30 protein-coding genes, 1 pseudogene and 1 riboswitch are annotated in these 26,701 nt (G+C 74.2%); of the genes and pseudogenes, 13 read left to right on the forward strand and 18 right to left on the reverse strand.

The features are described from left to right. A partial coding sequence (locus tag B7L92_RS08465) for a ricin-type beta-trefoil lectin domain protein (protein WP_143626265.1) occupies positions 1 to 330 on the forward strand: 330 nt, incomplete at its 5' end. 64 nt (positions 331 to 394) lie between these two features. On the opposite strand, the gene B7L92_RS08470 is transcribed toward B7L92_RS08465, so the two are convergent. Continuing rightward, entirely contained in the window at positions 395 to 652 is a 258-nt protein-coding gene (locus B7L92_RS08470; RefSeq protein ID WP_081236829.1) for an HU family DNA-binding protein, read from the reverse strand. Between the two features lie 272 nt (positions 653 to 924). Between B7L92_RS08470 and B7L92_RS08475 the strand changes: the two genes are divergently transcribed. The 3 genes from B7L92_RS08475 to B7L92_RS08485 all read left to right on the forward strand — a co-directional run bounded on the left by B7L92_RS08475 (position 925) and on the right by B7L92_RS08485 (position 2,270). Beyond that, positions 925 to 1,188 (forward strand): hypervirulence associated TUDOR domain-containing protein, encoded by a 264-nt coding sequence (locus B7L92_RS08475; protein WP_081236830.1) that lies wholly within the window; start codon positions 925 to 927, stop codon positions 1,186 to 1,188. 6 nt (positions 1,189 to 1,194) lie between these two features. Further along, positions 1,195 to 1,527 carry a DUF3140 domain-containing protein gene (locus B7L92_RS08480; protein WP_081236831.1) on the forward strand — a complete coding sequence of 111 codons (333 nt, stop codon included), beginning with the start codon at positions 1,195 to 1,197 and terminating at the stop codon, positions 1,525 to 1,527. 164 nt (positions 1,528 to 1,691) lie between these two features. Next, positions 1,692 to 2,270, forward strand: a complete 579-nt coding sequence (locus B7L92_RS08485) for a Dps family protein (protein WP_081236832.1) — start codon at positions 1,692 to 1,694, stop codon at positions 2,268 to 2,270. Here the strand turns inward: B7L92_RS08485 and B7L92_RS08490 are convergent. The 4 genes from B7L92_RS08490 to B7L92_RS08505 form a co-directional block, all read right to left on the reverse strand. After that, positions 2,197 to 2,676 carry a hypothetical protein gene (locus B7L92_RS08490; protein ID WP_255310813.1) on the reverse strand — a complete coding sequence of 160 codons (480 nt, stop codon included), beginning with the start codon at positions 2,674 to 2,676 and terminating at the stop codon, positions 2,197 to 2,199. The genes B7L92_RS08485 and B7L92_RS08490 overlap by 74 nt on opposite strands. Positions 2,677 to 2,753: 77 nt before the next feature. Beyond that, positions 2,754 to 3,398: a class F sortase gene (locus tag B7L92_RS08495; RefSeq protein ID WP_081236852.1), complete on the reverse strand. Its 645-nt coding sequence runs from the start codon at positions 3,396 to 3,398 to the stop codon at positions 2,754 to 2,756. Further along, the gene (locus tag B7L92_RS08500; RefSeq protein ID WP_081236834.1) at positions 3,391 to 4,233 is read right to left on the reverse strand and encodes a DUF4397 domain-containing protein; all 843 of its coding nucleotides are present in this window, start codon (positions 4,231 to 4,233) and stop codon (positions 3,391 to 3,393) included. Before B7L92_RS08500 ends, B7L92_RS08495 begins: the two co-directional genes overlap by 8 nt. 183 nt (positions 4,234 to 4,416) lie before the next feature. Further along, positions 4,417 to 5,025, reverse strand: coding sequence for an RNA polymerase sigma factor (locus tag B7L92_RS08505; protein WP_081236835.1), 609 nt, complete (start codon positions 5,023 to 5,025; stop codon positions 4,417 to 4,419). A gap of 164 nt (positions 5,026 to 5,189) precedes the next feature. Here B7L92_RS08505 and B7L92_RS08510 point away from each other — a divergent pair, with 164 nt between their 5' ends. Continuing rightward, entirely contained in the window at positions 5,190 to 6,224 is a 1,035-nt protein-coding gene (locus tag B7L92_RS08510) for a MerR family transcriptional regulator (RefSeq protein WP_081236836.1), read from the forward strand. Between the two features lie 76 nt (positions 6,225 to 6,300). On the opposite strand, the gene B7L92_RS08515 is transcribed toward B7L92_RS08510, so the two are convergent. The 5 genes from B7L92_RS08515 to B7L92_RS08535 form a co-directional block, all read right to left on the reverse strand. Next, complete coding sequence (locus B7L92_RS08515) at positions 6,301 to 7,869, reverse strand: SDR family oxidoreductase (protein ID WP_081236853.1); 1,569 nt, start codon at positions 7,867 to 7,869, stop codon at positions 6,301 to 6,303. A gap of 103 nt (positions 7,870 to 7,972) precedes the next feature. Beyond that, the gene (locus B7L92_RS08520) at positions 7,973 to 8,986 is read right to left on the reverse strand and encodes a TerC family protein (RefSeq protein WP_081236837.1); all 1,014 of its coding nucleotides are present in this window, start codon (positions 8,984 to 8,986) and stop codon (positions 7,973 to 7,975) included. Positions 8,987 to 9,050: 64 nt separating this feature from the next. Next, positions 9,051 to 9,905 carry an ABC transporter ATP-binding protein gene (locus B7L92_RS08525; protein ID WP_081236838.1) on the reverse strand — a complete coding sequence of 285 codons (855 nt, stop codon included), beginning with the start codon at positions 9,903 to 9,905 and terminating at the stop codon, positions 9,051 to 9,053. Then, complete coding sequence (locus B7L92_RS08530) at positions 9,902 to 11,167, reverse strand: FecCD family ABC transporter permease (RefSeq protein WP_255310814.1); 1,266 nt, start codon at positions 11,165 to 11,167, stop codon at positions 9,902 to 9,904. Before B7L92_RS08530 ends, B7L92_RS08525 begins: the two co-directional genes overlap by 4 nt. After that, entirely contained in the window at positions 11,164 to 12,210 is a 1,047-nt protein-coding gene (locus B7L92_RS08535; protein ID WP_081236839.1) for an ABC transporter substrate-binding protein, read from the reverse strand. Before B7L92_RS08535 ends, B7L92_RS08530 begins: the two co-directional genes overlap by 4 nt. Before the next feature lie 30 nt (positions 12,211 to 12,240). Beyond that, positions 12,241 to 12,422, reverse strand: a riboswitch (cobalamin riboswitch). A 147-nt stretch (positions 12,423 to 12,569) separates the two neighbouring features. Here B7L92_RS08535 and B7L92_RS08540 point away from each other — a divergent pair. Further along, complete coding sequence (locus tag B7L92_RS08540; protein WP_081236840.1) at positions 12,570 to 13,556, forward strand: ferric reductase-like transmembrane domain-containing protein; 987 nt, start codon at positions 12,570 to 12,572, stop codon at positions 13,554 to 13,556. Between the two features lie 123 nt (positions 13,557 to 13,679). Here the strand turns inward: B7L92_RS08540 and B7L92_RS08545 are convergent, their stop codons facing one another. The 3 genes and pseudogenes from B7L92_RS08545 to B7L92_RS08555 form a co-directional block, all read right to left on the reverse strand. Continuing rightward, positions 13,680 to 13,982 (reverse strand): hypothetical protein, encoded by a 303-nt coding sequence (locus B7L92_RS08545; RefSeq protein ID WP_081236854.1) that lies wholly within the window; start codon positions 13,980 to 13,982, stop codon positions 13,680 to 13,682. A 306-nt stretch (positions 13,983 to 14,288) separates the two neighbouring features. Continuing rightward, the gene (locus tag B7L92_RS08550) at positions 14,289 to 14,504 is read right to left on the reverse strand and encodes a sigma-70 family RNA polymerase sigma factor family protein (protein WP_218030435.1); all 216 of its coding nucleotides are present in this window, start codon (positions 14,502 to 14,504) and stop codon (positions 14,289 to 14,291) included. Positions 14,505 to 14,529: 25 nt separating this feature from the next. Continuing rightward, a pseudogene (locus B7L92_RS08555) lies at positions 14,530 to 15,338 on the reverse strand (NAD(P)/FAD-dependent oxidoreductase); the annotation flags it as partial. 474 nt (positions 15,339 to 15,812) lie between these two features. On the opposite strand from B7L92_RS08555, the gene B7L92_RS08560 reads away from it, so the two are divergent. Both B7L92_RS08560 and B7L92_RS08565 read left to right on the forward strand, forming a co-directional pair. Continuing rightward, positions 15,813 to 16,727 carry a HipA family kinase gene (locus tag B7L92_RS08560; protein WP_081236841.1) on the forward strand — a complete coding sequence of 305 codons (915 nt, stop codon included), beginning with the start codon at positions 15,813 to 15,815 and terminating at the stop codon, positions 16,725 to 16,727. Continuing rightward, positions 16,724 to 16,999 (forward strand): Rdx family protein, encoded by a 276-nt coding sequence (locus B7L92_RS08565; RefSeq protein WP_081236842.1) that lies wholly within the window; start codon positions 16,724 to 16,726, stop codon positions 16,997 to 16,999. The genes B7L92_RS08560 and B7L92_RS08565 overlap by 4 nt, the downstream gene beginning before the upstream one ends. A gap of 12 nt (positions 17,000 to 17,011) precedes the next feature. Here the strand turns inward: B7L92_RS08565 and aceB are convergent, their stop codons facing one another. Both aceB and B7L92_RS08575 read right to left on the reverse strand, forming a co-directional pair. Then, positions 17,012 to 18,637, reverse strand: coding sequence for a malate synthase A (gene aceB, locus B7L92_RS08570; protein ID WP_081236843.1), 1,626 nt, complete (start codon positions 18,635 to 18,637; stop codon positions 17,012 to 17,014). 206 nt (positions 18,638 to 18,843) lie between these two features. Next, on the reverse strand, positions 18,844 to 19,458 hold the full coding sequence (locus tag B7L92_RS08575; protein ID WP_081236844.1) for a nucleotidyltransferase family protein: 615 nt from the start codon (positions 19,456 to 19,458) through the stop codon (positions 18,844 to 18,846). Positions 19,459 to 19,662: 204 nt separating this feature from the next. On the opposite strand from B7L92_RS08575, the gene B7L92_RS08580 reads away from it, so the two are divergent. After that, positions 19,663 to 19,977, forward strand: a complete 315-nt coding sequence (locus B7L92_RS08580) for a DUF5955 family protein (RefSeq protein ID WP_081236845.1) — start codon at positions 19,663 to 19,665, stop codon at positions 19,975 to 19,977. A 111-nt stretch (positions 19,978 to 20,088) separates the two neighbouring features. On the opposite strand, the gene B7L92_RS08585 is transcribed toward B7L92_RS08580, so the two are convergent. After that, a complete protein-coding gene (locus B7L92_RS08585; RefSeq protein WP_081236846.1) occupies positions 20,089 to 20,883 on the reverse strand; it encodes an IclR family transcriptional regulator in 795 nt (264 codons plus the stop codon). Between the two features lie 261 nt (positions 20,884 to 21,144). Between B7L92_RS08585 and allB the strand changes: the two genes are divergently transcribed. Beyond that, positions 21,145 to 22,485, forward strand: a complete 1,341-nt coding sequence (allB, locus tag B7L92_RS08590) for an allantoinase AllB (protein WP_081236847.1) — start codon at positions 21,145 to 21,147, stop codon at positions 22,483 to 22,485. A 25-nt stretch (positions 22,486 to 22,510) separates the two neighbouring features. Beyond that, positions 22,511 to 23,650 (forward strand): allantoicase, encoded by a 1,140-nt coding sequence (alc, locus tag B7L92_RS08595; protein ID WP_081236848.1) that lies wholly within the window; start codon positions 22,511 to 22,513, stop codon positions 23,648 to 23,650. 70 nt (positions 23,651 to 23,720) lie between these two features. Here alc and B7L92_RS08600 read toward each other — a convergent pair whose 3' ends face one another. After that, positions 23,721 to 24,503 carry an SDR family NAD(P)-dependent oxidoreductase gene (locus B7L92_RS08600; RefSeq protein ID WP_081236849.1) on the reverse strand — a complete coding sequence of 261 codons (783 nt, stop codon included), beginning with the start codon at positions 24,501 to 24,503 and terminating at the stop codon, positions 23,721 to 23,723. 141 nt (positions 24,504 to 24,644) lie between these two features. On the opposite strand from B7L92_RS08600, the gene B7L92_RS08605 reads away from it, so the two are divergent. Next, on the forward strand, positions 24,645 to 25,271 hold the full coding sequence (locus B7L92_RS08605) for a dihydrofolate reductase family protein (protein ID WP_081236850.1): 627 nt from the start codon (positions 24,645 to 24,647) through the stop codon (positions 25,269 to 25,271). Between the two features lie 50 nt (positions 25,272 to 25,321). On the opposite strand, the gene B7L92_RS08610 is transcribed toward B7L92_RS08605, so the two are convergent. Further along, a complete protein-coding gene (locus B7L92_RS08610; RefSeq protein ID WP_081236851.1) occupies positions 25,322 to 25,522 on the reverse strand; it encodes a hypothetical protein in 201 nt (66 codons plus the stop codon). 179 nt (positions 25,523 to 25,701) lie between these two features. On the opposite strand from B7L92_RS08610, the gene B7L92_RS08615 reads away from it, so the two are divergent. Beyond that, positions 25,702 to 26,701: sensor histidine kinase (locus B7L92_RS08615; RefSeq protein ID WP_081236855.1), on the forward strand; the 1,000-nt coding region annotated here is incomplete at its 3' end.

Consider the following 26,701-nt stretch of genomic DNA (forward strand, 5'->3'; position numbering starts at 1 on the left):
GCCGCGACCGCGGACGGGACGAAGGTGCAGGTGTGGACGTGCAACGGCACGAGCGCGCAGCGGTGGACGGTCGCCGGGGACGGTTCGCTGCGGGCGCTGGGCAAGTGCCTGGACGTCTCCGGCGGCGGCACGGCGGACGGGACGCGGGTGCAGGTGTGGACCTGTAACGGCACGGGTGCGCAGCGGTGGGCGGCGCAGTCGGACGGCACGGTGCGCAATCCGCAGTCCGGCAAGTGTCTCGACGCCTCCGGCGGCACCTGGAACGACGGCACCGCCGTCCACCTGTGGACCTGCCACACCGGACCCAACCAGAAATGGACCCTGCCCTGACCGGGTGATCACGGCGACGGGGACGAGCGGGACGAGCGGGCCGGGGACGTGCTCCCCGGCCCGCTCAGCGCGTCGTGTGCTGGAGGAACTCGGTGAGGGCCTTGCCCGGACGGAACGCGGCCGTCCCGCCCTCGAGGTGGAAACTGCCGAAGCTGCCCAGGTGGACCGTTTCCCCGCGGCCGAGGGCCTCGGCGATCGAGCCCGGATGCTCCACGGTCCCGAAGAGGGCGTCGAGCGTGTGCCCGACGCTCTCGGTGGTGAGCCGGTCGCCGTCGTCCGCCGCCTTGCCCGTGGTCGCCTCGATCAGCTGGGTCTTGTCCATGTGTCCTGCCTGTTCCGTGGGGAGCCGGAGGGCCGGAGCCCGTAACGCCATGGTCGCGGCACGTGCCGGTCGGTGCACCCGCTGAGGGGCGTGCGAGTGGGGAGCGCGCCGACCGTCACGGGGCGTCCTTGCCGCCACGGGGCGTTCCCGCCGCCGCGGGGAACGACGACCAGCTCGGCCGCGGCAGCCCGCGAGCTGCGCCGCGGACGGAAAGCCCGCACCCTGGAGAGGGGGCGTCGAGCTGTCCACCGTGCGCAACGAGGGAGAACGGGATGGCGAAGAGCCGTGGCGAGGGCAGGAAGCCGGAGGATCCGGGGAAGGCGAAGAATCCCGAGAGGCCGAGAAAGGGCGACGAGGTCGCCTGGAGCAGTCACGGCGGCCGGGCCGAGGGTGAGGTGGAGAAGGAGATCACCGAGCGGACGGAAGCCGCGGGACGGACGGTGGACGCCTCTCCCGAGGAACCGCAGTACCAGGTCCGCAGCGAGAAGTCCGGCAGGTCCGCGGTGCACAAGCCGTCCGCGCTGCGGAAGAAGTGAGGCCGCGTGGACGACGACGGGCGGAAAGAGACCTGGGACGAGTTCCGCGACCTGGTGAACATGAAGCCGGCCGAGCTGGAGAAGTGGCTGGCCTCGGAGCAGTCGCGGAGCGTCGGGCAGCGCGAGGACGGCGGCGAGTCCACGGGGCACGCCTCCGGCCGCCGGATCGTGGCCATCCTGCGCGCGAAGAAGGGCGACCTCTCGGACGACGACTACCGGCACATGCGGAAGGTCGTCGGCTACGTCCGGCGGCACCTCGCCCAGCGGCCCGACGGCGACGTACGGGACACCCGGTGGAGGTATTCGCTCATGAACTGGGGCCACGACCCGCTGGCGTGACCCCGGGCGGGACCGCAGGACGTGGCAGCCGGTCGCACCCGGCGGCCTCCCGCCCTGCTCCACTCCGGTGAGATCGGACCGGTCGGCCGCCGTCGGACGGCCGGATCCGCACCCGAGCCGCTTATCTGAATGTTCCAGGACCGGACCACGCAAGGAGCACCACCGTGCCGTCACAGCCTTCGGACGTCTCGTACACCGTGCCGGGGATGAGCACCCAGGACAGCCGGCGCATCATCGAACTGCTGCAGATGCGCCTCCACTCCCTCAACGACCTCCACCTCACCCTCAAGCACATCCACTGGAACGTCGTCGGGCCGCACTTCATCGCCGTGCACGAGATGATCGACCCCCAGGTCGACAAGGTCCGCGACATGACCGACGACCTCGCCGAGCGGATCTCCACCCTCGGCGGCGAACCCGACGGCACCCCCGGTGCGCTGGTGAGGGAGCGGACCTGGGACGACTACTCGATCGGCCGTGCCGAGGCGATCGAGCACCTCGGCGCCCTCGACCTGGTGTACACGTCCGTCATCGAGGACCACCGCGAGGCCATGAAGGAGACCGAGACGTCCGACCCCGTCACCCAGGACATCCTCATCGAGCAGCTGCGCGGTCTGGAGCTCTTCCAGTGGTTCGTCCGCGCCCACCTCGAGTCGAGCGGCGGCAAGCTCAGTACGCGCGGGGCCACCACGGAGACCGACGCCGCCGACCGGGCCGCCGAACAGGCCCGCAAGCAGCCCTGACCGGACGGCCGCGTCCCGCCCACCGGGCGACGGCGACCCCCGCGAGCAGGCCGAGCAGGCCGAGCAGGAGACGGCGTGCCCCTCCGTCGGCCCCGACGGTCCGGCCGGGTGCCGCCCGGGCGGCCGTGCCCGCGGGAGGCCGGTGGGCGGCGTCCCGCGCGGACGGCGGGGGAGCGCCTGCCCCCTGCGACAGCTCCCGGGCGATCCGCTGCCACACGTGCTCCGGTGGCGCCGTCGGCAGGTCCACGATGTCCGCGGTGCGCGCGGCGGCCACCACGCGTGTCATCGTCCTCAGTTCGTCCCGGCAGCGGACGCACTCCGCGATGTGCCGCAGGGCGCTCAGGTCGTCGTGGGCGATGTGCCCCAACGCCAGTTCCACCAGGTGCGCCGTCTCGACGTGGGTCACCGTAGCCTCCCGTTGCTCGTGCCGGGTGCCCGCCGCCCGCACCGCTCGGGTGCGGACCGGGCGCTCCCGGCGTACCGTCAGGACCCGGCCGGCACCGCCGTGACGACGAGGTTGGCCAGGTAGCCTCCCCGCTCGGGGACGAACGGGGGCGCGCAGGTGACGAGGGTGAGGACCGGGGCCCCCGTCCGGCGGAAGACGGAGGAGGGGAGGTCGTCCTTCGGCACCGTCGAGCGCGAGACGACGCGGTAGACGACCGGATCCGCTCCCGCGCGCCGCACCTCGACCCGGTCGCCGCGCCGCACCTCGTACAGCGCGGCGAACTCGCCGAGGGCGCCGGTGTCGTCGTCCACGTGCCCGACCAGCACGGCCGATCCCCGGTCGCTTCCGGGCGCCGGACCGAAGCGGTACCAGCCGGCCGTGGAAGGGCCCTCGGGGACGGCCACGGCGCCCCGCGCGGTCACGCCGGCCGGTTCGACCCGGGCGTCGAGGCCGATGCCGCGCACCAGGACGCGCCGCGGCGGCGGGGCCCGGTGCGGGGCGTCGGCCCGCGGCCCCGCACCGCCCGGCGGCCGGGCCGCCGAGGTGTCGCGCGCGGGGGCCGCGGGACCGAAATCGGACGGGGGAGAAACCGGGTCCGACGGCGCGCCCGACAGGCCGATCACGGCCGCCAGCGCGGCGGCCGTCACCGCCGAACCGGTCGGCCACCGTCGGTTCTCAGCCACGCCGGCCCGCGACCCGGCGGGCCACCAGCACACCCGTCACCGCCAACGTCACCGTTCCGGCCGCGGCGGCCCAGGCCGTCCACTGGTCGGAGGAGTTCGCGGCGACGGCCGCGCCGCTGCCGCCGGCGTCGACGGTGTCGGGCGCCGACTCCATGCCGCCGAACGTCTGCGTCTTCAGGGCCAGGTTCCCTTCGTCGGCGCTGCCCCAGGCGTAGACGACGGTGCTGGTCCCCTCCTGGAGGCCCAGCTCGGCCGGGCCGATGGCCACGGTGTCCGTACCGGCGAGCACGACGTCGGCGTTCACGGTGCCCGCGTCGACCTCGGTGGTGTCCTCGTTCGGATTCTCCAGGCCGGTGAAGACCGGCTGTCCGCCCGCGCGGACGTCGACGGCGGGAGCGGCCGCGACATGGCGCACCGTCAGCCGCGCCTTGCCGGCGTCGACCTGCGAGACGTCGTTGACGAAGGCCGTCAGCTGGGGTTCGCCCGCGGCGGTGAGATGGGCGGCGACCGTGGCGTTCGCGCCCTCGGGCACCTTGATCTGCTTCTCCAGGGCCGGTGTGCCGTCCGGTCCCCGGCCCGCTTCGAAGATCTGGATGTCGTAGGTCCCGGCATCGAGGGCCTGCGGGTCGGTCACCGTGCCGGGTTTGAAGTCACCGAGCAGTTCGTCACCGTTGGCGTAGACGTCGACGGTCATCCCGGGGATGCCGTGGAAGACGGACACCATGGCCTTGTCGTCCTGGGCGGGGGGAGCCGCCAGGGCGGGCGCGCCGGCCCCGAGGGTCAGGGCGCAGGCGCCGGCCGACGCGGCGACGGCGAGGGGGGTGCGGGAGGTCATGGGGATCATCCCTTCGCAGGGGAGCTCTGTCTGCTGTGAAGCGTTATGGGGGTCTTGGTCCTGTTTCACGTGGAGGGGGCGCCGCGGATGCGCGGGCGGCGCCCCTTTCTCGACCGGTTCCTCCGACCGGTTCCTCCGACCGGTTCCTCCGGCTGCTTCCTCGAGACCGGTTCCTCGACCGGCTCACGGGTCCGTCCCCCGGGCGCGGCCCTGTTCGATCGCCCCGCGCAGCCGGTGCAGGCCGCGGCGGGCGTGGCTCTTGACGGTGCCCAGGGGCATCCCGGTCCGTTCCGCTATCTGGCTCTGGGTCAGGTCCTCGTAGAACGCCAGGCGCAGCACGTCCCGCTGGTGCCGGGGCAGCCGGGACAACTCGTCGACCAGCAGCACCCGGTCCAGGACGTTCTCCGGAACCTCCGCGTCCGGCGGGGGCGGGCCGGTGCCGCGGGCGGCCGAGTCCACGAGCGCCAGCCGCCTCGTCCTCGCGGCCAGCGCGTCGACGATCTTGCGGCGGGTGATGCCGACGAGCCAGGCGCCCAGCGGGCCCCGTTCCGGGCGGAAGCCGTCCCGCCCGCGCCAGGCGCCGAGGAACACCTGCTGGGTCACGTCCTCGGCCTCGTGGGTGTCGCCGAGCGACCGGGTGGCCAGGGTGTGGACCAGGGGACCCCAGCGCCGGTAGATGGCCGCGAACGCGTTCGCGTCGGCCGCCCGGAGACCGCGGGCGAGTTCGTCCTCGTACCGCGTTTCCGCCGCGGGCGGGACGAGCGCTCCGGTGGGTCGCGTGTGCGTGCTCATGGCCTGCTTCCTCCTGCCGTGCGTCCTGTGCGGGGACGGAGAGCCGTCCGTCGATCGGTGCCGGTCGCCGTGCGGACCGTGGGGGCCGTGCGCATGCCCCTCAGTCTCGGGACGCACAAACGACGCAGACAACATGCGTCGTTTGTGCGTCGTACAGTGGTCTCATGAGCAGGAGCGCAGACGACGGCGACGACCGGACCGACGACGACCGGACCGACGAGGACGTGCGGCGCGGCGGAGGGCTGACCACCGGCGAGGTGGCCAGACGGCTCGGGGTGGCGCCCACCACGGTCCGCACCTGGGACCGCCGCTACGGGCTCGGCCCCGACGCGCACACCGGCGGCCGGCACCGGCGCTGGACCGCCGCGGACGTGGCGCGGCTGGAGCGGATGTGCGCCCTGACGGCGACCGGGCTGCCGCCCGCCGAGGCCGCCCGCATGGCGCGCGGCGGCACAGCGCCGAACGCGGCCCCGGCCCGGCGGGCCCCGGCCCCGGCGCCGGCCTCGGCACCGCGTCCGCCGGCCCGGGACCGCAGCCGGGCCGGCAGCGGCCTCCGGCTCGGCGACGCGCGGCAGGAGTGCAAGGGGATCGCCCGTGCCGCACTGCGCCTCGACGCCACCGCCCTGGAGGAACTGCTGCTGGCCGCGATCGCCGAGCACGGCCTGGTCGCCGCCTGGACCGAGGTGATCATGCCGACGCTGCAGGCGGTCGGCCGCAAGTGGGAGAGCTCGGGCGAGAGGTACGTCGAGGTCGAGCACTTCCTGTCCTGGCACGTCTCCGGCGCGCTGCGCCGCAGCGCGCCCCCCGTGGCCGCCGACCGTCCCGGCGCCACCACGGTGCTCGCCTGCGTCCCCGGGGAGAGCCACACCCTGCCGCTGGAGGCCCTGGCCGCCGCCCTGGCCGAACACGGCCTCCCGGTGCGCATGTTCGGCGGCGCGCTGCCCGTCGAGTCACTCGTCGCGGCGGTGCGCAGGACCGGGCCGGCCGCGGTGGGGCTGTGGGCGCAGTCCCGCACCACCGCGAGCCGGCCGCTGGCGCAGCACGTGGCCGCGATGGAGTGGGGGGTGCGCGGTGCCCGCCGGAGGCCGGTCGTCCTGACGCTCGGGCCCGGGTGGGCCGGGCAGGGCGCGTCCGGCCTGCCGCGTCCGGCGGGGCTGGCGGAGGCGGTCGCGGTGGTGCGGTCGGTCGTGGCGGGGTGACGGACCGCGCCCGGCGGGCCGGCGCGCGCCGCGCACTCCCCGGGCACCAGGTGCGCTCCCCCGGGGACCAGGTGCGCTACCGCCGGGCTTCGCGCGCGCGGCGGCGCCGGATGCGGCCGGCGTGCGGCGCGCTCCCGCGCGCGCTCATCCCCTTGGCGGCGGCCTGGGTGATGTTGCGGGCCATGCCGCCGAAGACGACGGCGTGGAACGGGGAGACGGACCACCAGTAGGCGTGCCCCGGCAGGCCGCGCGGGTGGAACAGGGCGCGCTGCCGGTAACGGGTGCGGCCCTCGGCGTCCGTCTCGGCGTACATCTCCAGCCACGCCAGGCCCGGCAGCCGCATCTCCGCCCGCAGCCGCAGCAGACGGCCCGGCTCGATCTCCTCCACCCGCCAGAAGTCCAGCGAGTCGCCGGCCCGCAGGCGCTCGGCGTCACGCCGTCCGCGACGCAGGCCGACCCCGCCGACGAGCCGGTCCAGCCAGCCGCGGACCGCCCAGGCCAGCGGGAAGGAGTACCAGCCGTTGTCGCCGCCGATGCCCTCGATCACCTTCCACAGCGCCTCCCGGGACGCGGCGACCGGCAGCTGCCGCTCGTCCTGGTACAGGCTGCCGCCGGCCCAGTCCGGGTCGGTGGGCAGCGGGTCGCTGGGCGCTCCGGGGACGTCGGCGGACGACCAGCGCGTGGCGACCTGCGCCTCCCGCACCTTCCGCAGCGCCAGGACCAGCGCCTCGTCGAACGGCATCGGCCGATCCGGGGTGTCCGGCACGTACCGGGCGATGTCGTGCTCGAGGCAGACGACCTCGTGCCGCAGCGACTCGGTCAGCGGGCGGGCGAGGGCGGCGGGCACCGGGGTGACGAGGCCGACCCAGTGGCTGGACAGCCGCGGGGTGAGGACCGGCACCGGCACGATGAGCCGCCGCCGCAGTCCGGCGACGGCGGCGTAGCGGCGCATCATCTCCCGGTAGGTCAGGACGTCCGGCCCGCCGATGTCGAACGTCCGGTCGACCTCGGCCGGCAGGGTGGCCGAGCCGACGAGGTAGCGCAGCACGTCACGGACCCCGATGGGCTGGGTACGGGTGTGCACCCAGCGGGGGGTGACCATCACCGGCAGCCGTTCGGTGAGGTAGCGCAGCATCTCGAACGAGGCCGATCCCGAGCCGATGACGACCGCGGCGCGCAGCACGGCGGCGGGCACCGGCGCGTCGAGGAAGATGCGCCCGACCTCGGCCCTGGAGCGCAGGTGCGGGGAGAGGGCGTGCTCGGGTACGCCCTTCGGGGTGAGTCCGCCGAGGTAGACGATCCGGCGCACGCCGGCGGCGTGCGCCTGCTCGGCGAAGATCCGGGCCGCACGGCGGTCGGTGTCCTCGAATCCGGAGCCGGACCCGAGGGCGTGCACCAGGTAGTACGCGACGTCGACGCCGCGCATGGCCGCGGCGACCGACTCGGCGTCCGTGACGTCCCCGCGCACCGCCTCGGCGTCACCCGCCCAGGGGTGGTCACGCAATTTGCCCGGCGAACGGGCCAGGCAGCGGACCCGGTGGCCGGCCTCCAGCAGTTCCGGCACCAGACGGCCGCCGATGTATCCGGACGCTCCGGTGACCAGGCAGAGCAGCCCCTGCGCGTTTCGCTGTCCGTCCGTGTCCACGGCCGTTCCTCCGCACGCTCGCTCCGACGTCGCTTCCGCGTCCTTGGCGTCCGCTTCCGCGTCCTGCTGTTCGAGCATGACCGCAGGAGCGCGCCCGCGCCCGTCACGGCGTCGACGGCGGGTCGTCCGATCGGTCGGACGATCGGTCGTCCCGGGGCGGGGCGGCGGGTTCGGAGGGCCGGGACGGTGCGGGACGGAGCATGCTGAGGACGATGGACGCGGCGAGGACGACGACGATGACGGCCAGGCTGACGAGGGAGGGGATCTCGGGGATGTCGGTGCTGATCATCTTGTGGGACGCCTGGAGGACGAGCTTGACGCCGATGAAGGCGAGGATCACCGCGAGACCGATGCTGAGGTAGTGGAAGCGGTCCAGCAGCCCGGCGAGCATGAAGTAGAGGGCGCGCAGACCGAGGATGGCGAAGGCGTTGCTGGTGTAGACGATGAAGACGTCGTCGCTGACGGCGAGGACGGCCGGGACGCTGTCGACGGCGAAGATCAGGTCGGCCGCCTCGACGGCGACGACCACCGCGAGCAGCGGCGTGGCCACGCGCTTGCCGGCCTCCTTGACGAAGAACTTCGTGCCCGCGTACTCGTCCCGGACCGGGATGACTTTCCGCAGCATCCGCACGGCGAAGCTGTTGCCCGGGTCGAAGGACTCCTCCTCGCCCCTGAGGAGCTTGTAGGTGCTGTAGAACAGCACCGCGGCGAAGAGGTACAGGACGACGGTGAACCGGTTGACCACGGCCACGCCCGCGGCGAGGAAGAGGGCGCGGAAGACCAGGGCGCCGAAGACACCGAGGAACAGCACGCGGTGCTGGTAGGCGCGGGGGACCTTGAAGTAGCTGAAGATCACGGCGAACACGAACAGGTTGTCGACCGACAGGCTCTTCTCCAGCAGCCACGCGGTGGTGTACTCGGTCCCCGCGGTCGTGCCCAGGACGAGGAAGACGACCGCGCCGAACACCAGGGCGAGACCGATCCACCCCGCGCTCCAGGCGGCGGCCTCCTTGAATCCGATGACGTGCGCGGTGCGGTGGGCCAGCAGGTCCACGGCGAGCGACACCACGACCGTGACGGCGAACGCCACCCACAGCCAGACCGGGACATCGAGCACGTCGGACCCCTCTCCCTCGCGACCGGTGCGGGAACGCGTCGCCCCCTCCGCGGGGGCGTTCCCTCTACAGGAGTGTGTGGCATTCCTCGTCGCGGGGCGCGTCGGCCGCGGGCCGCGCCCGTCCGGACGGTGCACCGGGCCGCGGACGCCCGGGGAGGAACGTCACCTGGGGTGCCCCCGTGCCCGGATGGACGGCGACCTCGGCCGTGACGCCGTAGACCTCGGCCAGCAGCCGGGGGGTGAGGACCTCGGCGGGCGGGCCGGAGGCGGTGACCCGGCCGTCGCGCAGCACGTAGAGGCGGTCGCAGTGGGAGGCGGCCAGGTTGAGGTCGTGCAGGGCGACCAGAGCGGTGGCGGGCAACCGCCGCAGTGTGCCGAGGACGTCCAGCTGGTGGCGGATGTCGAGGTGGTTGGTCGGCTCGTCCAGCACGAGCAGGGAGGGCTGCTGGGCGAGGGCGCGGGCGATGAGCACGCGCTGGCGTTCGCCGCCGGAGAGCCGGTCGAAGGAGCGGTCGGCCAGGTCGGTGGCGTCCACCGCGGTGAGGGCCTCCTCGATCAGCGCGGTGTCCTCGGCGGTGTCGCCGTCGAGCAGCCGTTTGTGCGGGGTGCGGCCCATCGCGACGACCTCGCGGACCGTGAGGTCGACGCCGGCGCCCGGCTCCTGCACCACCGCCGCGACGGTGCGGGCCAGTCGCCGCACGGGCAGCGACCAGGCGTCGGCACCGTCGACGCGGACCCGGCCGGCGTCGGGGCGCAGGACGCGGTAGACGGCGCGCAGGAGGCTGGACTTGCCGCTGCCGTTGGGGCCGACCAGGCCGATCACCTCGCCCGGACGGGCGGTCAGGGAGACGTCCTGGACCAGCCGGCGCGCTCCGGCGGTGAGCGTGACACCGTCGACGACGAGTTCGGTCGCCCTCATGCCCCTCCTCGGTCGGTGCCGCGGCGGGCGTCGCGGCGCATGAGCCACAGGAAGAACGGGCCGCCGCACAGCGCCGTGAGCACCCCGACGGGGATCTCCATGGGCGCGGCGACGGTCCGCGCGGCGATGTCGGCCCAGACCAGGAAGACGGCTCCGCCGAGAGCGGCCGTCGGCAGGACCCGGCGGTGATCGCCGCCGACGAACAGGCGCACGAGGTGCGGCAGCATCAGGCCGACGAAGCCGATCGGCCCCGCCGCCGCGACCAGCACGCCCGTGACGAGGGAGACCAGGACGAACATGCGGGCGCGGAAGCGGGCCACGTCCAGGCCCATCGTGGTGGCGGCCTCCTCGCCGGCCAGCAGCAGGTTCAGGTGGCGCGCCTGCGTCATGAGGACCCCGACGCCGGTCAGCAGGGCCGCGCTCGGCAGCCAGAGGGTGCCCCAGGTGACGCCGCCGAGGCCGCCGAGGGTCCAGGCGAGGACCGTGCGGGCCTCGTTGCCCCGGCCGGTGGTGAGCAGCAGCAGGTCCAGGACCGCGGTGAGCACCGAGGCGATCGCGACGCCGGACAGGACGAGCCGGACCGAGGTGATCCGGCCGCCGGTGCGGGCGGTGGCGTAGACGAGCAGCAGCGCGCCCAGCGCACCCGCGAACGCGGCGACCGACAGGGACACCGGCCCGAACACGCTCACCCCGAACACGATCACCGCGACCGCGCCCAGGGACGCCCCGGAGGAGACTCCCAGGAGGTAGGGCTCGGCGAGCGGGTTGCGCAGCAGGGCCTGCAGGGCGGTGCCCACGACCGCGAGCCCGGCACCGGTCACCACCGCGAGCAGGACGCGCGGCGCCCGCACGTCCAGCACGATGGTCTCCCGCGCCCCGGACCAGTCCGGTTCCGGCCAGGGGGCGCCCAGCGCGTGCGTCACGATGCCCCACACCTGGCCGGGCGGCACCCGGACCGAGCCGATGGCCAGCCCCGCCGTGGCCGAGACCACGAGCAGCGCGGCGAGCACGAGGAGGGTCGCGGTGAGGGTGCCCCGGCCCGCGCGCCTCCCGCCCGGCCGGCCCGCGCTCTTCCCGTCCTCCCCGCTCTTCCCGTCCTTCCCGTCCTCCCCGCCCGGCCGGCGCTGGTCGGCGGCCGGGCGGGCGGAGGCGTCCGCGGTGTCCGCGGTGTCCGCGGTGTCCGCGGTGTCCGCGGTGTCCGCGGTATCCGTGGTGCCCGCGGGGTCCGTGGTGTCCGCCGCGTCCGCGGCGGGGCGGATCACCGGAAGCTCTCGGGGTGCAGCCCGCGGGCCAGGTCCTCGACCGCGTACGCCGACCGGATGCCGACCAGGGTGGCGGTCAGCGGCAGGACGACGAACCGCTTGTTCTTCACGGCGGGCACGTCGGCGAGTGCGGGCTGGGAGAGCAGGAACTCCTTCTTCTGCTCCACGCTCCCGGCACCGGCGTAGTCGTAGACGGCGATGACCTCCGGCTTGCGCGCGACGACCTGTTCCCAGGAGACGTCGCCGAAGACGTCGTCGAGGTCGGCGAAGACGTTCCTCCCGCCGGCCAGCCGGATCAGCTCGGTGCCCAGGCTCCTGCCGCCCGCGGTGAAGGCGGTCCTGTCGCCGCTGTCGTACACGAAGACGGACACGCCGGGCTCGTCCTCGACGGCTGCGGCGGCCTCGCCGACCCGGCCCTCCAGATCGGCGACCAGTTCGTCCGCCCGGTCCGGTACGCCGAAGATCCGGCCGACGGTGCGGATCTCCTCGTAGGTGTCCTCCATCGTCACCCGCTTCCTGCCGCAGTACTCGCGGTTGAGGTGGGTGTCGATGCCGGCGTCGGCGAACGCCTTGCGGGAGCGGCCCTCGTTCTCGGCGAAGGCGCTGCCGTAGCCGCCGTAGACGAGATCCGGCTCGGCCTCCAGGACCGTCTCGAACGACGGTTCCCTCTTCGCCAGTTCCGGGACGGCCGCGTAGTCCTTCCTCAGCTCCGGCAGGACGGCCGAGTCCGGGAAGGCGGTGCCCACCATGCGGTCCTTCAGGCCCAGGGCGAGCATCAGCTCCGCCGGGTGCTGGTGGATGGTGACCACCCGCGAGGGGGGCCTGTCGTACGTCGTCCGCACACCGCAGTTGTCGACGGTGAGGGGGAAGCCCTCGAGCGACGACGCCGCGGGCTCCGCGGCCCGGGCGGTGTCCTGCGACGCGCCGCAGCCCGCGGTCAGCAGCAGGACCGCCGACAGGGCGGCGGCCACGGCCGCGGCGCGCGGGGACCGGCGCCCGCGGGCAGGGGAGAACAGCGGGGGACGGGACGTGCCGTCGTACACGTGAAGCCTCCTGGGGAGTCCGCGCTCCTCGGAACGGGCCCGCGACAGGCCAGTCTCCTGACTCCCGGATCGACGTTCCCCCCGCCTTCCCGCGGCTCGCGCAGTGGCGTGTCGAGGGGGTGCACTCCCCGGTCACAGTGGCGGGACCGTGCCGGATTCGCACCGGCTTCCTGTCTCCCGTCGCGGTGATGACCAGGCGATAGTACGTTCCCTCGCGTCGTGGACGAAAGGGCGGGCTCCGGCCCGGCCGGCCGCTCTGGCCTGATCGGGACTCGGCAACTCCGGTCCTCTCCGCCACACTTGGTCCCCGGAACCCCACCCTCACCGTATGCGGACGACCACTGCCGGGAGGCCACGGCATGCTTCCAGACGCGACGCCGGACGCGGACGGCACCACCGCCCCGCCCTCACGCGAGCGGAGCCCCGCCGAACGCGTCACCCTGCGCGCCGACCTGCGGGCCGCGCTGCCCGACGCGACCGCGGCCGTCGTCCTCACGGCGGCCGTGTTCGTGTTCTTCTGGGCGCGCATGGAGTCGGGCGACTCGGCGACGGTCGCGGTCATGCCCTTCATGGACGACGCCGGCAGGTACTGGATGTACCTGCTCAGCCAGGCGTTCGGCTGGTCGGGGCTGCTGTGGGCGTGGGGCACGGTCATGCTCGGGCTGCTGCTGTCGGGGCCGCGCCCGAGTCGGCTGCCGGTCTCCCGGCAGGTACTGGAGCGCTGGCACCGCACCACCAGTCTGACCACGATGGCGCTGATGTTCGCGCACGCGCTGATGTTCGCGGCGGAACTCGTGCGGTACGAGGCGCAGTTGGCGTGGGCCGAGCGGCTGTGGGTCGGGTTCGCGGACACCTTCGTGCCCGGGTGGTACGACTCCGGGACCGGCCGGATCGCCATCCCGATCGGCCAGGGCGCCCTGTACCTGGCGATTCCTCTGGGGCTGCTGTTCTACGTCCGGCACCGCATCGGCGCGAACGCCTGGCGACGGCTGCACCGCTTCGTGATCGTCGTGTACGTGCTGAGCGTGTGGCACACCCTGCTGTACGGCACCAACGTCTGGTACGGCGAGTGGCCGCGCACCGTGCTGTGGCTGCTGCAACTGCCGGTCGCCGTCCTGCTGTTGCTCCGGCTGCTGAGACCGGCCCGCCGGGCGGAGCGGCTGGGCGCGCCGGGCCGGCGCGAGGGCGGGTCCCTGCCGGGCTGGGTCCTGCGGGCCGCGGGCCGGGCCGCCGCCGCGGCCGTCGTGATCGGTCTCCTCGCCGTGGTGGCGTCCGGCCACGACGGCGGCCGCGACCGCCCCGCCGAGCCGCCCGCGAGCAGCCCGCACGCTCCCGAGTCGGGGTGAACCGTCCCGGTCGATCCGGGACTTGCGGGTCGCGCGCCCCGCCCGGCGGGCGACCGGGTCCGGCGCTCCCGGCGCACCGGTGGACGGCGACGGGCCCACCGGCCTCGTGGCCGCCTTCTGCGGTCACTCCTCGTCGGGGCGAACGGCTTGGGGCGACGGATCCGCGACGGTCCCGGACCGACGGGCCTCCTCCTCCTCCTCCGCGGCCGCTTCAGCCGCTTCAGCCGCGTCGGCCCACCGGACTCCGTACCGTACGCACCAGACCGCCACCAGCGAACCCAGCAGGGCGGGCAGGAACCACAGGAGCTTCCAAGGGCCGGCGAGTACCGCGGCCACCGCCGCCAGCACGTGCACGAGAAGGGCCAGGGAGTGGACCGCCGCCAGTTCGGCCCTTGTCCGGCCCGCGGCCTTCCGCCGTCTCACCATCGGAACCGTGTGCTCCCCCTCGCCTGTGCACGCGTGCCGCGCCTCGTGGGCGACTGCGGGCGTGGATCGGTCGCAAGTGATCCGATCACGCGAGGCGGTGCCATGGGCGAAGAACATTCCGACCGGCGTGACCCGGGCTGCCGGGATCCTCGTTCCCGGTCAGGGGGTTCCGCCGGCGTGAGTGCGCGGCGTCCCGGCGCTTCGGTACGGCCCTCCTCACGGCGTGGTGCGGGTTCGTTGTGCGGGGTCTCGGGTGGTGCGGGGTCTGGGAAGCAGTGACGTCCGCGCGTCGGGGACCGGTGGTGTTCAGCGCAGGGTGAGCGGGGTCGTGGAGGCGACGCGGGACAGTTTCTCCGGGTCGCGGACGTAGTGGAGGCCGGTGATGCGGGCGTCCTCGACACGGATCACCATGACGCCGTCGATCTCGCCGTCCAGGCGGACGAGGAGGGCCGGGCTGCCGTTGACCGCGGTCGGTTCGACGGTGGGCGTGCCCGCGAGCTTGCCGATGCCGCCGACGAACATACGGGCCACCCGCCCGGCGCCGGTGACCGGCCGCGACGATGCGCGCGTCGTCCACGCTCGTCAGCGTCTCGTCCGTGAGCAGACGGCCCACGGCGTCGGTGCTCAGCCCGCTGCGCGCGGCCAGGTCGGGAACGCCGAAGCCGACGGTCCAGACGGTGACCACGCTCGGCAGTTCACGGCCGTCGGCGAGCCGCACGGCGTCGCGGGTCACCGCCGTCACCTTCGCGCCGGAGCCGTCGATGACCGTCACACCGAGCTCGGCCAGCCGCTTCGCGACCGAGCGCCGGCCCCGGGTGTGCAGGTACGGGCCGAGAACGCCGCCGCAGACCAGGGTCACCCGGCGGCCCTGCTCCGCCAGCTCGGCGGCGGTCTCGACGCCGGTGGGACCGGCGCCGACCACCGTCACCGGGGCCGTCGGGGGAGCGGCGTCGATGACCGGACGCAGCCGCTGTGCCGCCTCCAGGGGGGGGCGATCGGGTGGGCGAACTCAGCCGCCCCCGGCACGCTCGGTTCGGCGCTGCCACTGCCCACGGCGTAGACCAGGTAGTCGTAGTCGAGCGTGCCGCCGGCCGCCGGCGTCACGCTGCGCCCGGCCGCGTCGATCCGGGTCACGGTCCCGACCACCGGCCGGACGCCCTCGGCCAGGACGTCCCGGTAGGCGACGACCGCGTCGTCGGACCCGCCCACCAACTGGTGCAGGCGGACCCGGCGGACGAAGTCGGGGCGCGGGTTGATCAGCGTCACGGTCACGTCGTCGCGCAGCCTCAGCCGGTTCGCGGCCATCACGCCCGCGTATCCGCCGCCGATCACGACCACATGCGTGTTCCCGGTCATCACGCCTCCTCCGTTTCCAGGGGTTCGGCCTCAAGACACCGCGTCACCGGGCGCCGTGACGGAATGTGAGTCAGATCACTTCGCTGGGGCTCGGCTGGAGCTGTGATCGCATCGGTTCGCCCACGAGGTACCTCCTTCTCGCCCGGCTGATGAGGGTCGACGAGCTGCGTCGCCCGCCGGGGACGCGGTGAGGCCGGACCCGGCGTCCGGGCGCCGCGAGGACGTCGGCAGGACGGCTCGGGCATTCCCCCTCGACCGTCACGCCCGGTTACTATGCTCTTTTCAGGCCGGAGGCCGGAGGCCGTGAGCAAGGGGCGTACCGTCTGAACGACGGGCGCCGAGGAGACGGGGAGACGAGCACGCCGGCCGGAACTCCCCGGACGCTCCCCGGGGCCGATCCGGGACGTCTCCGGGTCTCACCGCGTCGGAGCCGGTCGAGGAAGGTAGGGCAAGCGACTTGTGGGGCCTGGGACGATGCTGAGAGAGGTCACCGCGACCCGCTACCTCACACCCCTGCGGTCCGGCGGGTCCGTGCCCGGGGTGTTCGAGGCCGACGACCTGGGCACCTACGTGGTGAAGTTCACCGGCTCCGCGCAGGGCCGCAAGGCGCTGGTCGCCGAGGTGATCGTCGGTGAGCTGGCCCGCGCCCTGGGCCTGCGCTTCCCCGAACTGGTCCTGGTGCGCTTCGACCCGGCGGTCGCCGAGAGCGAGCCGCACCAGGAGGTGCGGGAGCTGCACGCCTCCAGCGCCGGGATCAACCTCGGCATGGACTACCTGCCGGGTGCCCGCGACCTCACCCCCGAGGTCGCGCAGGTCTTCCCCGTCGATCCGCTGGAGGCGGGGCGGATCGTCTGGCTCGACGCGCTGACCGTGAACGTGGACCGGACCGTCCACAGCTCCAACCTGATGGTCTGGCCGACCCTGGGCGTCGCGCCCCCGCGCCTGTGGCTCATCGACCACGGGGCCGCGCTCCTCTTCCACCACCGCTGGGACGGCACCGATCCGCACAAGGCGTACGACTTCCGCCACCACGCCCTCGGCGGGTACGGCCCCGACGTCCGCGCCGCCGACGCCGAACTCGCCCCCCGGGTGACCGAGGAGCTGCTGCGGGCGGTCACCGCGGAGGTGCCCGACGCCTGGCTGGCCGAGGAGCCGGGCTTCGCCACGCCCGACGAGGCCCGGGAAGCGTACGTGAGGTACCTCCACGCGCGCGTGCGGGCCTCCGGGGACTGGCTGCCCACCGACTTCCCCAGCGCCGAGGAGCTCGCCGAGGAGAACGCCCGGCGCGCGGCGCGGACACAGCAGGGCCGCCCGGACTGGCTCAAGCGTGTCCCGGACCTGCACGGCAAGCCGGCAGCGGAACAGGATTGGTCGGTGCACCTGGGATGACGGACGTACGGCGGGTGGAGATCGAGTACTGCACCCAGTGCCGCTGGCTGCCCCGGGCGGCCTGGCTGGCGCAGGAGCTGCTGACGACCTTCGAGACGGAACTGACGGAACTGGCGCTGCGGCCCGGCACGGGCGGTGTCTTCGTCGTCCGGGTCGGCGACGAGGTCGTGTGGGACCGGCGCGAGCAGGGCTTCCCGGAGCCGACGGCCGTGAAGCGGGCCGTACGCGACCGAGTGGCCCCGGGGAAGTCCCTGGGCCACTCGGAGAAGTAGCGGGGCCGGGCCTCAGCCCTTGAGCCGCTCGTACGCCGGCAGGGTGAGGAAGTCGGCGTAGTCCTCGTCGAGGGAGACCTTCAGCAGCAGGTCGTGCGCCTGCTGCCAGGTGCCGGCCGCGAACGCCTCGTCGCCGATCTCGGCGCGGATGCCCGCCAGCTCCTCGGCGGCGATCCTGCGGGCCAGGTCGGCGGTGACCCGCTCGCCGTCGTCGAGGACGACACCGGCGTTGATCCACTGCCAGATCTGGGAGCGGGAGATCTCGGCGGTGGCCGCGTCCTCCATCAGGTCGAAGATGGCCACCGCGCCGAGCCCGCGCAGCCAGGACTCGATGTAGCGGAGGCCGACCTGGACGGCGTTGACCAGGCCCGCGTACGTCGGCCTGGCGTCGAGGGAGTCGACGGCGAGGAGGTCCTCCGCCTTGACGTCGACGTCCTCGCGCAGCCGGTCCTTCTGGTGGGGCCTGTCGCCGAGCACCCGGTCGAAGGACTCCATGGCGATCGGGACCAGGTCCGGGTGGGCCACCCAGGAGCCGTCGAAGCCGTCGTTCGCCTCGCGGTCCTTGTCGGCGCGGACCTTCTCGAAGGCCGTCCTGTTGACCTCCGGGTCCCGGCGGGAGGGGATGAACGCCGCCATGCCGCCGATCGCGTGCGCGCCGCGCTTGTGGCAGGTGCGCACCAGGAGTTCGGTGTACGCGCGCATGAACGGGGCCGTCATGGTGATCGCATTGCGGTCCGGGAGGACGAACTTCGCCCCGCCGTCGCGGAAGTTCTTGACGATGGAGAACAGGTAGTCCCAGCGGCCGGCGTTCAACCCGGAGGCGTGGTCGCGCAGTTCGTAGAGGATCTCCTCCATCTCGTACGCGGCCGTGATCGTCTCGATGAGGACGGTGGCGCGGACGGTGCCCCGGGGGATGCCCAGGTAGTCCTGCGCGAGGACGAACACCTCGTTCCAGAGGCGGGCCTCCAGGTGGGACTCGATCTTGGGGAGGTAGAAGTACGGGCCCTTGCCGAGGTCCAGCAGCCGTTCGGCGTTGTGGAAGAAGTACAGGCCGAAGTCGACCAGCGCGCCGGGCACCGGGGTGCCGTCCGGGTCGGTGAGGTGACGCTCGTCCAGGTGCCAGCCGCGCGGGCGCACGACGACCGTCGCCAGCTCCTCGGCCGGGCGCAGGGCATAGGACTTGCCGGACCCCGGATCGGTGAAGTCGATGTTCCGCGTGTGGGCGTCGATCAGGTTCAGCTGGCCGAGGACCACGTTCTCCCAGGTGGGCGCCGAGGCGTCCTCGAAGTCCGCGAGCCAGACCTTCGCACCCGAGTTGAGGGCGTTGACGGTCATCTTGCGGTCGGTGGGGCCGGTGATCTCGACGCGGCGGTCGTTCAGGGCGTCGGGGGCCGGGGCCACCCGCCAGGAGTCGTCAGCGCGGACGGCGGCGGTCTCCGGGAGGAAGTCGAGGGTGCCGGTGCGGGCGATCTCGGCGCGGCGCTCCGCGCGGCGGGCGAGGAGCTCGTCACGCCGGGGGGTGAACCGGCGGTGCAGTTCGGCCACGAAGGCGAGTGCCGTGTCGGTGAGGACCTCGTCCTGCCGGGGCAGGGGCTCGGCGTCGACGATGGCCAGCGGGGACGGCGCTGGTGCGGACATCAGCTGTCACTTCCTTAGGCGTGCGCGGCACCGGGTGCCGGTGGGTCCGGGACGGCGGTGGACGCCCGGGCGAGGGCCGTGCGTTTCTGATCGGTGGATAGTAGTTTCCTCATGGTGGAAGTTCAATGTTCTGTTGACGTCGGGGTGCTCCGGGGGCCGGGCGGGGCGGCGCTCGGTGCCGCCCCGCCCGCGCGCCGCCGGCCCGCTCACTCGAGGTGCGCCAGATCCGCCTCGGTGTCGATGTCGTACGCCTCGGCCACGTCCCCGCACTCGACGAGCGCGACGCGTGCCGCGTGCTCCCTCAGATAGGCGCGTGCCCCCCGGTCGCCGGTGGCAGTCGCGGCGACGCCGGCCCAGTGCGCGGAGCCGAACAGGACGGGGTGGCCGCGTACGCCGTCGTAGGCGGCCGCGGCGAGCGATTCCGGGGAGGTGTACGCGCCGAGGACCCGGGCGACGGCCTGTGCCCCGATGCCGGGCTGGTCGACCAGCGAGACCAGCGCGGCGCGCGCGCCGGTCCCGGACAGTGAGTCCAGTCCGGCCCGCAGGGAGGTGCCCATGCCCCGCTCCCACTCCGGGTTGTCGACGAGCACGCAGCCCGGCAGTGCGGCGCGGGCGCGCACCTCGTCCGCCCGCGCGCCGAGGACCACGTGCACACGGGCGCAGCCGCCCGCGCGCAGCGCCCGCGCCGCGTGCTCCACGAGGGGCCGCCCCCGGTGGGTGAGCAGCGCCTTCGGCCGTCCGCCCAGGCGCCGCCCGCCGCCCGCGGCCAGCAGCAGTCCCGCCACCGCCGGGGCGTCCCGGCCGGTGTGATGTGTCGTCATGGGTCCTGCATACCGCACCGGTCGGCGGGTGTCGGGGCGCCGTGCGGGACGAGAGCCCCGGGCCACGGCGTCACGCTCCGGAGCAAGTCGATGACGCAGCGGACTGGCGCGAGGGTGCCGGGGTGGCGTTTACTGGCCCGCACCGACCGGCGGGGGTGCCGGGCCGGGCGGTCAGGCGCACAACGACGTGCCAGGGGGTGGGCTGTGGTGCGGAGCGTGGAACAGAGGCGGACGCCCGACGGTCGGGTGGACCCGCGGGTGGCGGAGCTGCGCTCCGCCGTCTCCCGGCTGCGTCGGCAACTCGCCGCGCACCCGGCGGAGTTCCCGGACCGGAGCATCGCGGAGGAGGAGCTGGCCGTGCTGGACTCCCTGGCCGCCGGCGGCAGCCCCGAGGTTCCCCGGCTGCGCCGCTCGCTGCTGCTGGTCGCGGGGGCGATCGGCTCGGTGAGCGCGCTGGGGCGGGGCGTGCGGGAGGTGCGGGACGCGGTGGAGCTGTTCGGGGAGCCACCGCGGGGCTGACGCACGGCCGCGTGGCCGCGCGGGTGCCCGGGGCGGCAGGGCTCCGGGTGCCGAGGAACACCCGGCCGGGGCGGGCCCCGGTTCACCGGGGCCGGGGGCCGCCCCCGGCGGTCAGGCGCCCGACGCGGTGAGCGCCTCGGAGAGTTCCGCCGCGACCTGCTGGAGCACCGGCACGATCTTCTCGGTCGCCGCCTCCGTGACCCGCCCCGCGGGACCGGAGATGGAGATCGCCGCCGCCGTGGGGGAGTCCGGCACGGGCACCGCGAGGCAGCGGACGCCGATCTCCTGCTCGTTGTCGTCGACGGCGTAACCCCGGCGGCGCACGTCCTCCAGCGCCGCGAGGAAGTCCTCCGGGGTGGTGAGGGTCTTCTCCGTCGCGGCGGGCATGCCGGTGCGGGCCAGCAGCGCCCGGACCTCCTCCGGCGGGAAGCCGGCCAGCAGGGCCTTGCCCACGCCGGTGGAGTGCGGCAGGACGCGCCGGCCGACCTCGGTGAACATCCGCATCGAGTGCTTGGACGGCACCTGCGCCACGTAGACGACCTCGTCCCCGTCGAGCAGCGCCATGTTCGCCGTCTCGCCGGTCTCCTCCACCAGACGGGCCAGGTGCGGGCGCGCCCAGGTGCCCAGCAGCCGGGAGGCGGACTCGCCGAGCCGGATCAGGCGCGGACCGAGCGCGTACCGGCGGTTGGCCTGCTGCCGTACGTAGCCGCAGGCCACGAGGGTGCGCATCAGACGGTGGATGGTCGGCAGGGGCAGACCGCTGCTCGCGGACAGCTCGCTCAGGCCGACCTCGCCGCCCGCGTCCGCCATCCGTTCGAGCAGGTCGAAGGCGCGCTCGAGGGACTGCACGCCGCCACTGGCGGTGGACCGGGCGGAGTCGGTGGTGCTGGCGCTGGACGTCGGCACGGCGCGTTCCTTTCGGGACTGGCGAGAAGGTCAGAAGCCTACCCGGCGGCCGGTCGGCCGCCCGCTTGCACGCGATTGCGTTCTACTTACCGAAACATCAATTCCGCTCCGTGGAACCGATCGAGACGCGGTCGGTGGTGCGGCTGTGCGGGGGCGCACCCTTGACGGGGTGGGGGCGGGGGTGAAGACTCCTTCAACAGAACGTTGAACACCGCAGGTGGACGTCGAGTCCGGACCGGACGGAAGGTCAGGAGGAACCGGGTGTCCGACGCCGAACTGGTACTGCGCTCGACCCGTGTCATCACCCCCGGGGGGACACGCGCCGCGTCCGTCGCGGTCGCCGACGGCACGATCACGGCCGTCCTGCCGTACGACGCGCCCGTCCCCGGAGCCGCCCGCCTGACGGATCTCGGCGACGACGTCCTGCTGCCGGGCCTGGTCGACACCCACGTCCACGTCAACGACCCCGGCCGCACGGAGTGGGAGGGCTTTCGGACCGCCACGCGCGCCGCGGCGGCCGGCGGCATCACCACGCTCGTCGACATGCCGCTCAACTCCCTCCCCCCGACCACCACGGTCGACCACCTGCGCACCAAGCGGCGGGCCGCCGCCGCCGAGGCGCACGTCGACGTCGGCTTCTGGGGCGGCGTCCTGCCGGACAACGTCGAGGACCTGCGCCCGCTGCACGAGGCCGGCGTCTTCGGCTTCAAGGCGTTCCTGTCGCCCTCCGGCGTGGAGGAGTTCCCGCACCTGGGACAGGAGGAACTGGCCCGCTCCCTCGCGGAGATCGCCGCCTTCGACGGGCTGCTGACCGTGCACGCCGAGGACCCGCACCGCCTCGCCACCGCCCCGCGGGCCGCCGGCCCGAGGTACGCCGACTTCCTCGCCTCCCGCCCGCGCGACGCCGAGCACACCGCCATCGCCCACCTCCTCGAACAGGCGGAGCGCCTGGACGCGCGGGTGCACGTGCTGCACCTCTCCTCCGGTGACGCACTGCCCCTGATCGCCGCGGCCAAGGCGGACGGCGTGCGCGTCACGGTCGAGACCTGCCCCCACTACCTGACCCTCACCGCGGAGGAGGTCCCGGACGGCGCCAGCGCGTTCAAGTGCTGCCCGCCCATCCGCGAGGCGGCCAACCGGGACCTGCTCTGGCAGGCGCTGGCGGACGGCACCGTCGACTGCGTCGTCACCGACCACTCCCCGTCCACCGCCGACCTCAAGACGGACGACTTCGCGACCGCCTGGGGCGGCATCTCCGGCCTCCAGCTGAGCCTGCCGGCCGTCTGGACCGAGGCCCGCGGGCGCGGCCACGGCCTGGACGACGTCGTGCGCTGGATGTCGGCGCGCACGGCCGGGCTCGTCGGACTCGACGCGCGCAAGGGCGCCATCGCACCCGGCCGCGACGCCGACTTCGCCGTCCTCGCCCCCGACGAGACCTTCACCGTCGACCCGGCGGCCCTCCAGCACCGCAACCCCGTGACGGCGTACGCGGGCAGGACCCTGTACGGCGTCGTGAAGTCCACCTGGCTGCGGGGCCGGTGCGTCGTCGCCGACGGCGAGTTCACCGAACCGAAGGGCCGGCTGCTCACCCGACCCCGCTGACCCCGAAAGGCAGGACCGGATCACCGTGACGGCGCAGCACTCCTCCCCGTCGGCGCGCTTCACCGGCGACGCGAACCCCTACGGCGGCGGTGACCCGTACGCCGACTACCGCACCGCCGACCTCCCCTTCACCCACCTCGCCGACCTCGCCGACCGCCGGCTCGGCGCCGGTGTCGTCGCCGCCAACGACGAGTTCTTCGCCCAGCGCGAGAACCTGCTGCTGCCGGAGCGCGCCGAGTTCGACCCCGGGCGCTTCGGGCACAAGGGCAAGGTCATGGACGGCTGGGAGACCCGGCGCCGGCGCGGTCCCTCCTCCGAGCACCCCTGGCCGGCCGCCGACGACCACGACTGGGCGCTGATCCGGCTCGGCGCGCCCGGGGTCGTCCGCGGCATCGTCGTGGACACCGCCCACTTCCGCGGCAACCACCCGCGGGCCGTGTCCGTCGAGGGCGCCTCGGTGCCCGGCTCCCCGGCGCCGGAGGAACTGCTCTCGGACCGGACGGAGTGGACGACCCTGGTCCCGCCCGCACCGGTCGGCGGCCACGCCGCCAACGGCTTCGCCGTGTCGGCCGAGCGGCGCTTCACCCACCTGCGCCTCAACCAGCACCCCGACGGCGGCATCGCCCGCCTGCGGGTGTACGGCGAGGTCGTCCCGGACCCGGCGTGGCTGGCGGCGCTGGGCACCTTCGACGTCGTCGCCCTGGAGAACGGCGGCCGGGTCGAGGAGGCGTCGGACCTCTTCTACTCACCGGCCGTGAACACCATCCGGCCCGACCGCCCCCGCAGGATGGACGACGGCTGGGAGACCCGGCGCCGCCGCGACCGGGGACACGACTGGATCCGCTACCGGCTGACGGCCCAGGCGCGGATCCGCGCCCTGGAGATCGACACGGCGTACCTGAAGGGCAACAGCGCCGGCTGGGCCTCGGTGTCGGTGAAGGACACCGCCGCCAGCAAGGCCGGCGGGTGGCGGGAGATCCTGCCCCGCACCCGCCTCCAGCCCGACACCGATCACCGCTTCGTCCTCCCGGAACCGGCGGTCGGCACCCACGCGCGCGTGGACGTCTTCCCCGACGGCGGCATCTCCCGCCTGCGCCTGTTCGGCACCCTGACCGAGCGGGGCGCGACCGCCCTGGCCGCCCGCCACCGGGACCTGGGCGGCTGACCCGGCGGGGACCCGCCGGGGCCGGAGGGACGGCCCGCGCGGAGCACGGCACCTCGGGAACGCACCGGCCTCACGCCGCGTGCCCGCCGTCCACGGCGAACTCCGCGCCGGTGACGTACGCCGCTCCCGCCAGGTGGACGACGGTGTCCGCCACCTCGTCGGCCGTACCGAAGCGGCCCAGCGCGGTCAGGGCCGCCTGGCCGGGGGCGTGGGGGCCGTCCGCCGGGTTCAGGTCGGTGTCGATCGGACCCGGATGGACGATGTTCGCCGTGATCCCGCGCCCGCCCAGCTCCCGTGCCAGGGCCTTGGTCAGACCCACCAGGGCCGACTTGCTCATCGCGTAGAGCGTCCCGCCGGGACCGGGCACGCGCTGGGTCATGCAGGTGCCGACGGTGACGATGCTTCCCCCTTCCGGCAGATGGGCGGCGGCCGCCTGCGCGGTCACGAAGGCCCCGCGCACGTTCACCGCGAGGACCCGGTCGACGTCGGCGGGGGAGAGGGTCTCCAGCGGGCCGAGCAGACCGACGCCCGCGTTGTTCACCAGGATGTCGAGCCGGCCCAGCGCCCGCACCGCGGCCGTCACCGCCCCGGCGGCCTCCGCCACGTCCGCCGCGTCCGCGCGCAGGGCCACCGCGCGGCGCCCCAGCGCCTCGACGGCCCGCACCACGTTCGCGGCCGCCTCCTCGTCGTTCACATAGGTCACGGCCACGTCCGCGCCCTCCCGCGCGAGCCGCAGCGCCGTCGCCGCGCCGATCCCGCGGCTGCCGCCGGTCACCAGGGCCGCCCTGCCGCGCAGGGTCCCCGAGGAGGACGAAGAAGGCGAAGGGCGTGAAGAGTTCGTCGGTGAGTTCATGCCCCCATCCCAGCGCGTCGGCCCCCGGGACACCGGCGGCGAACGGACATCGACCCGGCGCACGACCGATGAGTCGCGGGCGCCGCCGGGGTCTGCACCGACGATCGCGCATTTCCCGACCCCCGAAAGACAGGAACCGCCATGGGCAAGCTCGTCGTCACCGCCTTCGTCTCCCTCGACGGCGTCCACCAGGCCCCCGGCGGCCCCCAGGAGGACACCCGGGACGGCTTCACGCAGGGCGGCTGGAGCGTCCCGTACGGGGACGAGGACTTCGGCCGCTTCGTCGGCGGGGTCTTCTCCCGCGCGGGCGCCTTCCTCCTCGGCCGCCGCACGTACGACATCTTCGCCGCGTACTGGCCGAAGGTGACCGACCCGGCCGACCCGATCGCCGGCAAGCTGAACGGCCTGCCGAAGTACGTCGTCTCCGGCACCCTCACCGACCCCGGGTGGGCCGGCACCACCGTGATCGGCGGCGACCTCGCCAAGGAGGTCACCGACCTCAAGGAGCGCACCGACGGCGAGCTCCAGGTGCACGGCAGCGCCACCCTCGCGCAGTCCCTGTTCGCGCTCGGTCTCGTGGACACCCTCCACCTGCTGACCTTCCCGGTCGTTCTCGGCGCCGGACGCCGCCTGTTCCCGGAGGGTTCGGCACCGACGGCGTTCCGGCACACCGGCGGGGAGATCACGGCCGCGGGCGTCTCCGTCCAGTCCTACGACCTGGCGGGCCGCCCCGCGTACGGCACGTACGAGCTTCCGGAGAGCCCCTGACCGCGGCCCGCCGAGGGGCGCCGCCGCCCGCACGGAGGCCCGGCCGGTGATCAGCCGGACCTCCGGTTCTCCGCGGCGGCGAACAGGGCGACGCCCAGCACGATCAGGGCGACGCTCGCCCAGACCTCGCGGCCGTCGAGGAAGCCGATCCGCTGCACGAACCCCACGCGCCAGCCGGAGAACTCGGTGACCAGGCCCGCCGCGCCCTGCGCCACCGCGATGAAACCCAGGAATCCCAGCAACTGCTTCATGCCGCCGACCCTCGCCCCACGGACCCCTCGTCCGCATCGGCCGCGGGGCGGGACCGGCCCGACGGAAGAACGCGATCCGTGCCGCCCGGTGCGCCGAAAGTCTGCGGTGGTGCGACTTTGGTGGGCGATCCCGACCTGGCCGCCGTGGCGGGAACGCCCCGTGCGTAGATTTGTCGACCGTGACTGGCGACAAGGCGGCGCAGGCCGTTCCGGTGTTCACGGGGCGCAGATGGTTCTTCCCGTCCGCCCTCCTGCACGAACTCGACCCCGACACGGCCCGTTCCGGGCGCCGGCCCCGGCGCACCGTGCGCGACTGGCTCGTCGACTTCTCCTGCTTCCTGCTGTCCGTCCTCATGGGCCTGGCGGCTGCCGCAACGCTCGCCGACGTCTCCTCCGCCCCGGAACCCCTGATCGCCGTCGACCAGGTGCTCGGCGTGCTGTCCTGCGCCGCGGTCTGGCTGCGCCGGCGCCGGCCGCTCGGCCTGGCCGCGGTCATGGTCCCGGTCAGCTTCGTCTCGGAGACGTCCGGCGGCGTCGCCGTGATCGCCCTGTTCACCCTCGCCGTGCACCGTCCCTTCCGTTACGTGGCGTGGGTGGGCGGCGCCCATCTGGTGATCGTCCCGCTCTACTTCTGGTGGCGCCCCGACCCCGAGCTGCCGTACCTCGCCGCGCTCGTCCTCTTCGTGGTGCTGTTCGCCGCGGTCGTCGGCTGGGGCATGTTCGTGCGTTCCAAGCGCCAGCTCATACTGAGCCTCAGGGACCGGGCCCGGCGCGCCGAGACGGAGGCACGGCTGCGGGCCGAGCAGGCGCAGCGGCTCGCGCGCGAGGCCATCGCCCGGGAGATGCACGACGTGCTCGCGCACCGGCTGACGCTGCTGAGCGTGCACGCGGGCGCCCTGGAGTTCCGGCCCGACGCGCCCCGCGAGGAGATCGCGCGGGCGGCGGGCGTCATCCGGGAGAGCGCGCACGAGGCGCTGCAGGACCTGCGGGAGATCATCGGCGTGCTGCGGGCCGGCGAGTCCGACGACGCGGGTCGGCCGCAGCCGACGCTCGCGGCGCTCGACACGCTGGTCGCCGAGTCCCGGCAGGCCGGTATGAAGGTCGCCCTGGAGCAGCGGGTCACCGACCCGGCCGCCGTCCCCGCCTCCGTCGGCCGCACCGCCTACCGGATCGTCCAGG

The organism is Streptomyces viridosporus (assembly GCF_002078235.1).
Taxonomy (GTDB): domain Bacteria; phylum Actinomycetota; class Actinomycetes; order Streptomycetales; family Streptomycetaceae; genus Streptomyces; species Streptomyces viridosporus.

Coding starts and splice junctions, on each gene's coding strand:
- B7L92_RS08510 (WP_081236836.1), top strand. CDS start 5,190: ATGAGCAGGAGCGCAGACGACGGCGACGACCGGACCGACGACGACCGG.
- B7L92_RS08605 (WP_081236850.1), top strand. CDS start 24,645: ATGGGCAAGCTCGTCGTCACCGCCTTCGTCTCCCTCGACGGCGTCCAC.
- aceB (WP_081236843.1), bottom strand. CDS start 18,637: ATGTCCGCACCAGCGCCGTCCCCGCTGGCCATCGTCGACGCCGAGCCC.
- B7L92_RS08505 (WP_081236835.1), bottom strand. CDS start 5,025: ATGAGCACGCACACGCGACCCACCGGAGCGCTCGTCCCGCCCGCGGCG.
- B7L92_RS08545 (WP_081236854.1), bottom strand. CDS start 13,982: ATGGTGAGACGGCGGAAGGCCGCGGGCCGGACAAGGGCCGAACTGGCG.
- B7L92_RS08575 (WP_081236844.1), bottom strand. CDS start 19,458: ATGACGACACATCACACCGGCCGGGACGCCCCGGCGGTGGCGGGACTG.
- B7L92_RS08600 (WP_081236849.1), bottom strand. CDS start 24,503: ATGAACTCACCGACGAACTCTTCACGCCCTTCGCCTTCTTCGTCCTCC.
- B7L92_RS08560 (WP_081236841.1), top strand. CDS start 15,813: ATGCTGAGAGAGGTCACCGCGACCCGCTACCTCACACCCCTGCGGTCC.
- B7L92_RS08540 (WP_081236840.1), top strand. CDS start 12,570: ATGCTTCCAGACGCGACGCCGGACGCGGACGGCACCACCGCCCCGCCC.
- B7L92_RS08565 (WP_081236842.1), top strand. CDS start 16,724: ATGACGGACGTACGGCGGGTGGAGATCGAGTACTGCACCCAGTGCCGC.
- B7L92_RS08550 (WP_218030435.1), bottom strand. CDS start 14,504: ATGTTCGTCGGCGGCATCGGCAAGCTCGCGGGCACGCCCACCGTCGAA.
- B7L92_RS08525 (WP_081236838.1), bottom strand. CDS start 9,905: ATGAGGGCGACCGAACTCGTCGTCGACGGTGTCACGCTCACCGCCGGA.
- B7L92_RS08475 (WP_081236830.1), top strand. CDS start 925: ATGGCGAAGAGCCGTGGCGAGGGCAGGAAGCCGGAGGATCCGGGGAAG.
- B7L92_RS08470 (WP_081236829.1), bottom strand. CDS start 652: ATGGACAAGACCCAGCTGATCGAGGCGACCACGGGCAAGGCGGCGGAC.
- B7L92_RS08610 (WP_081236851.1), bottom strand. CDS start 25,522: ATGAAGCAGTTGCTGGGATTCCTGGGTTTCATCGCGGTGGCGCAGGGC.
- B7L92_RS08500 (WP_081236834.1), bottom strand. CDS start 4,233: ATGACCTCCCGCACCCCCCTCGCCGTCGCCGCGTCGGCCGGCGCCTGC.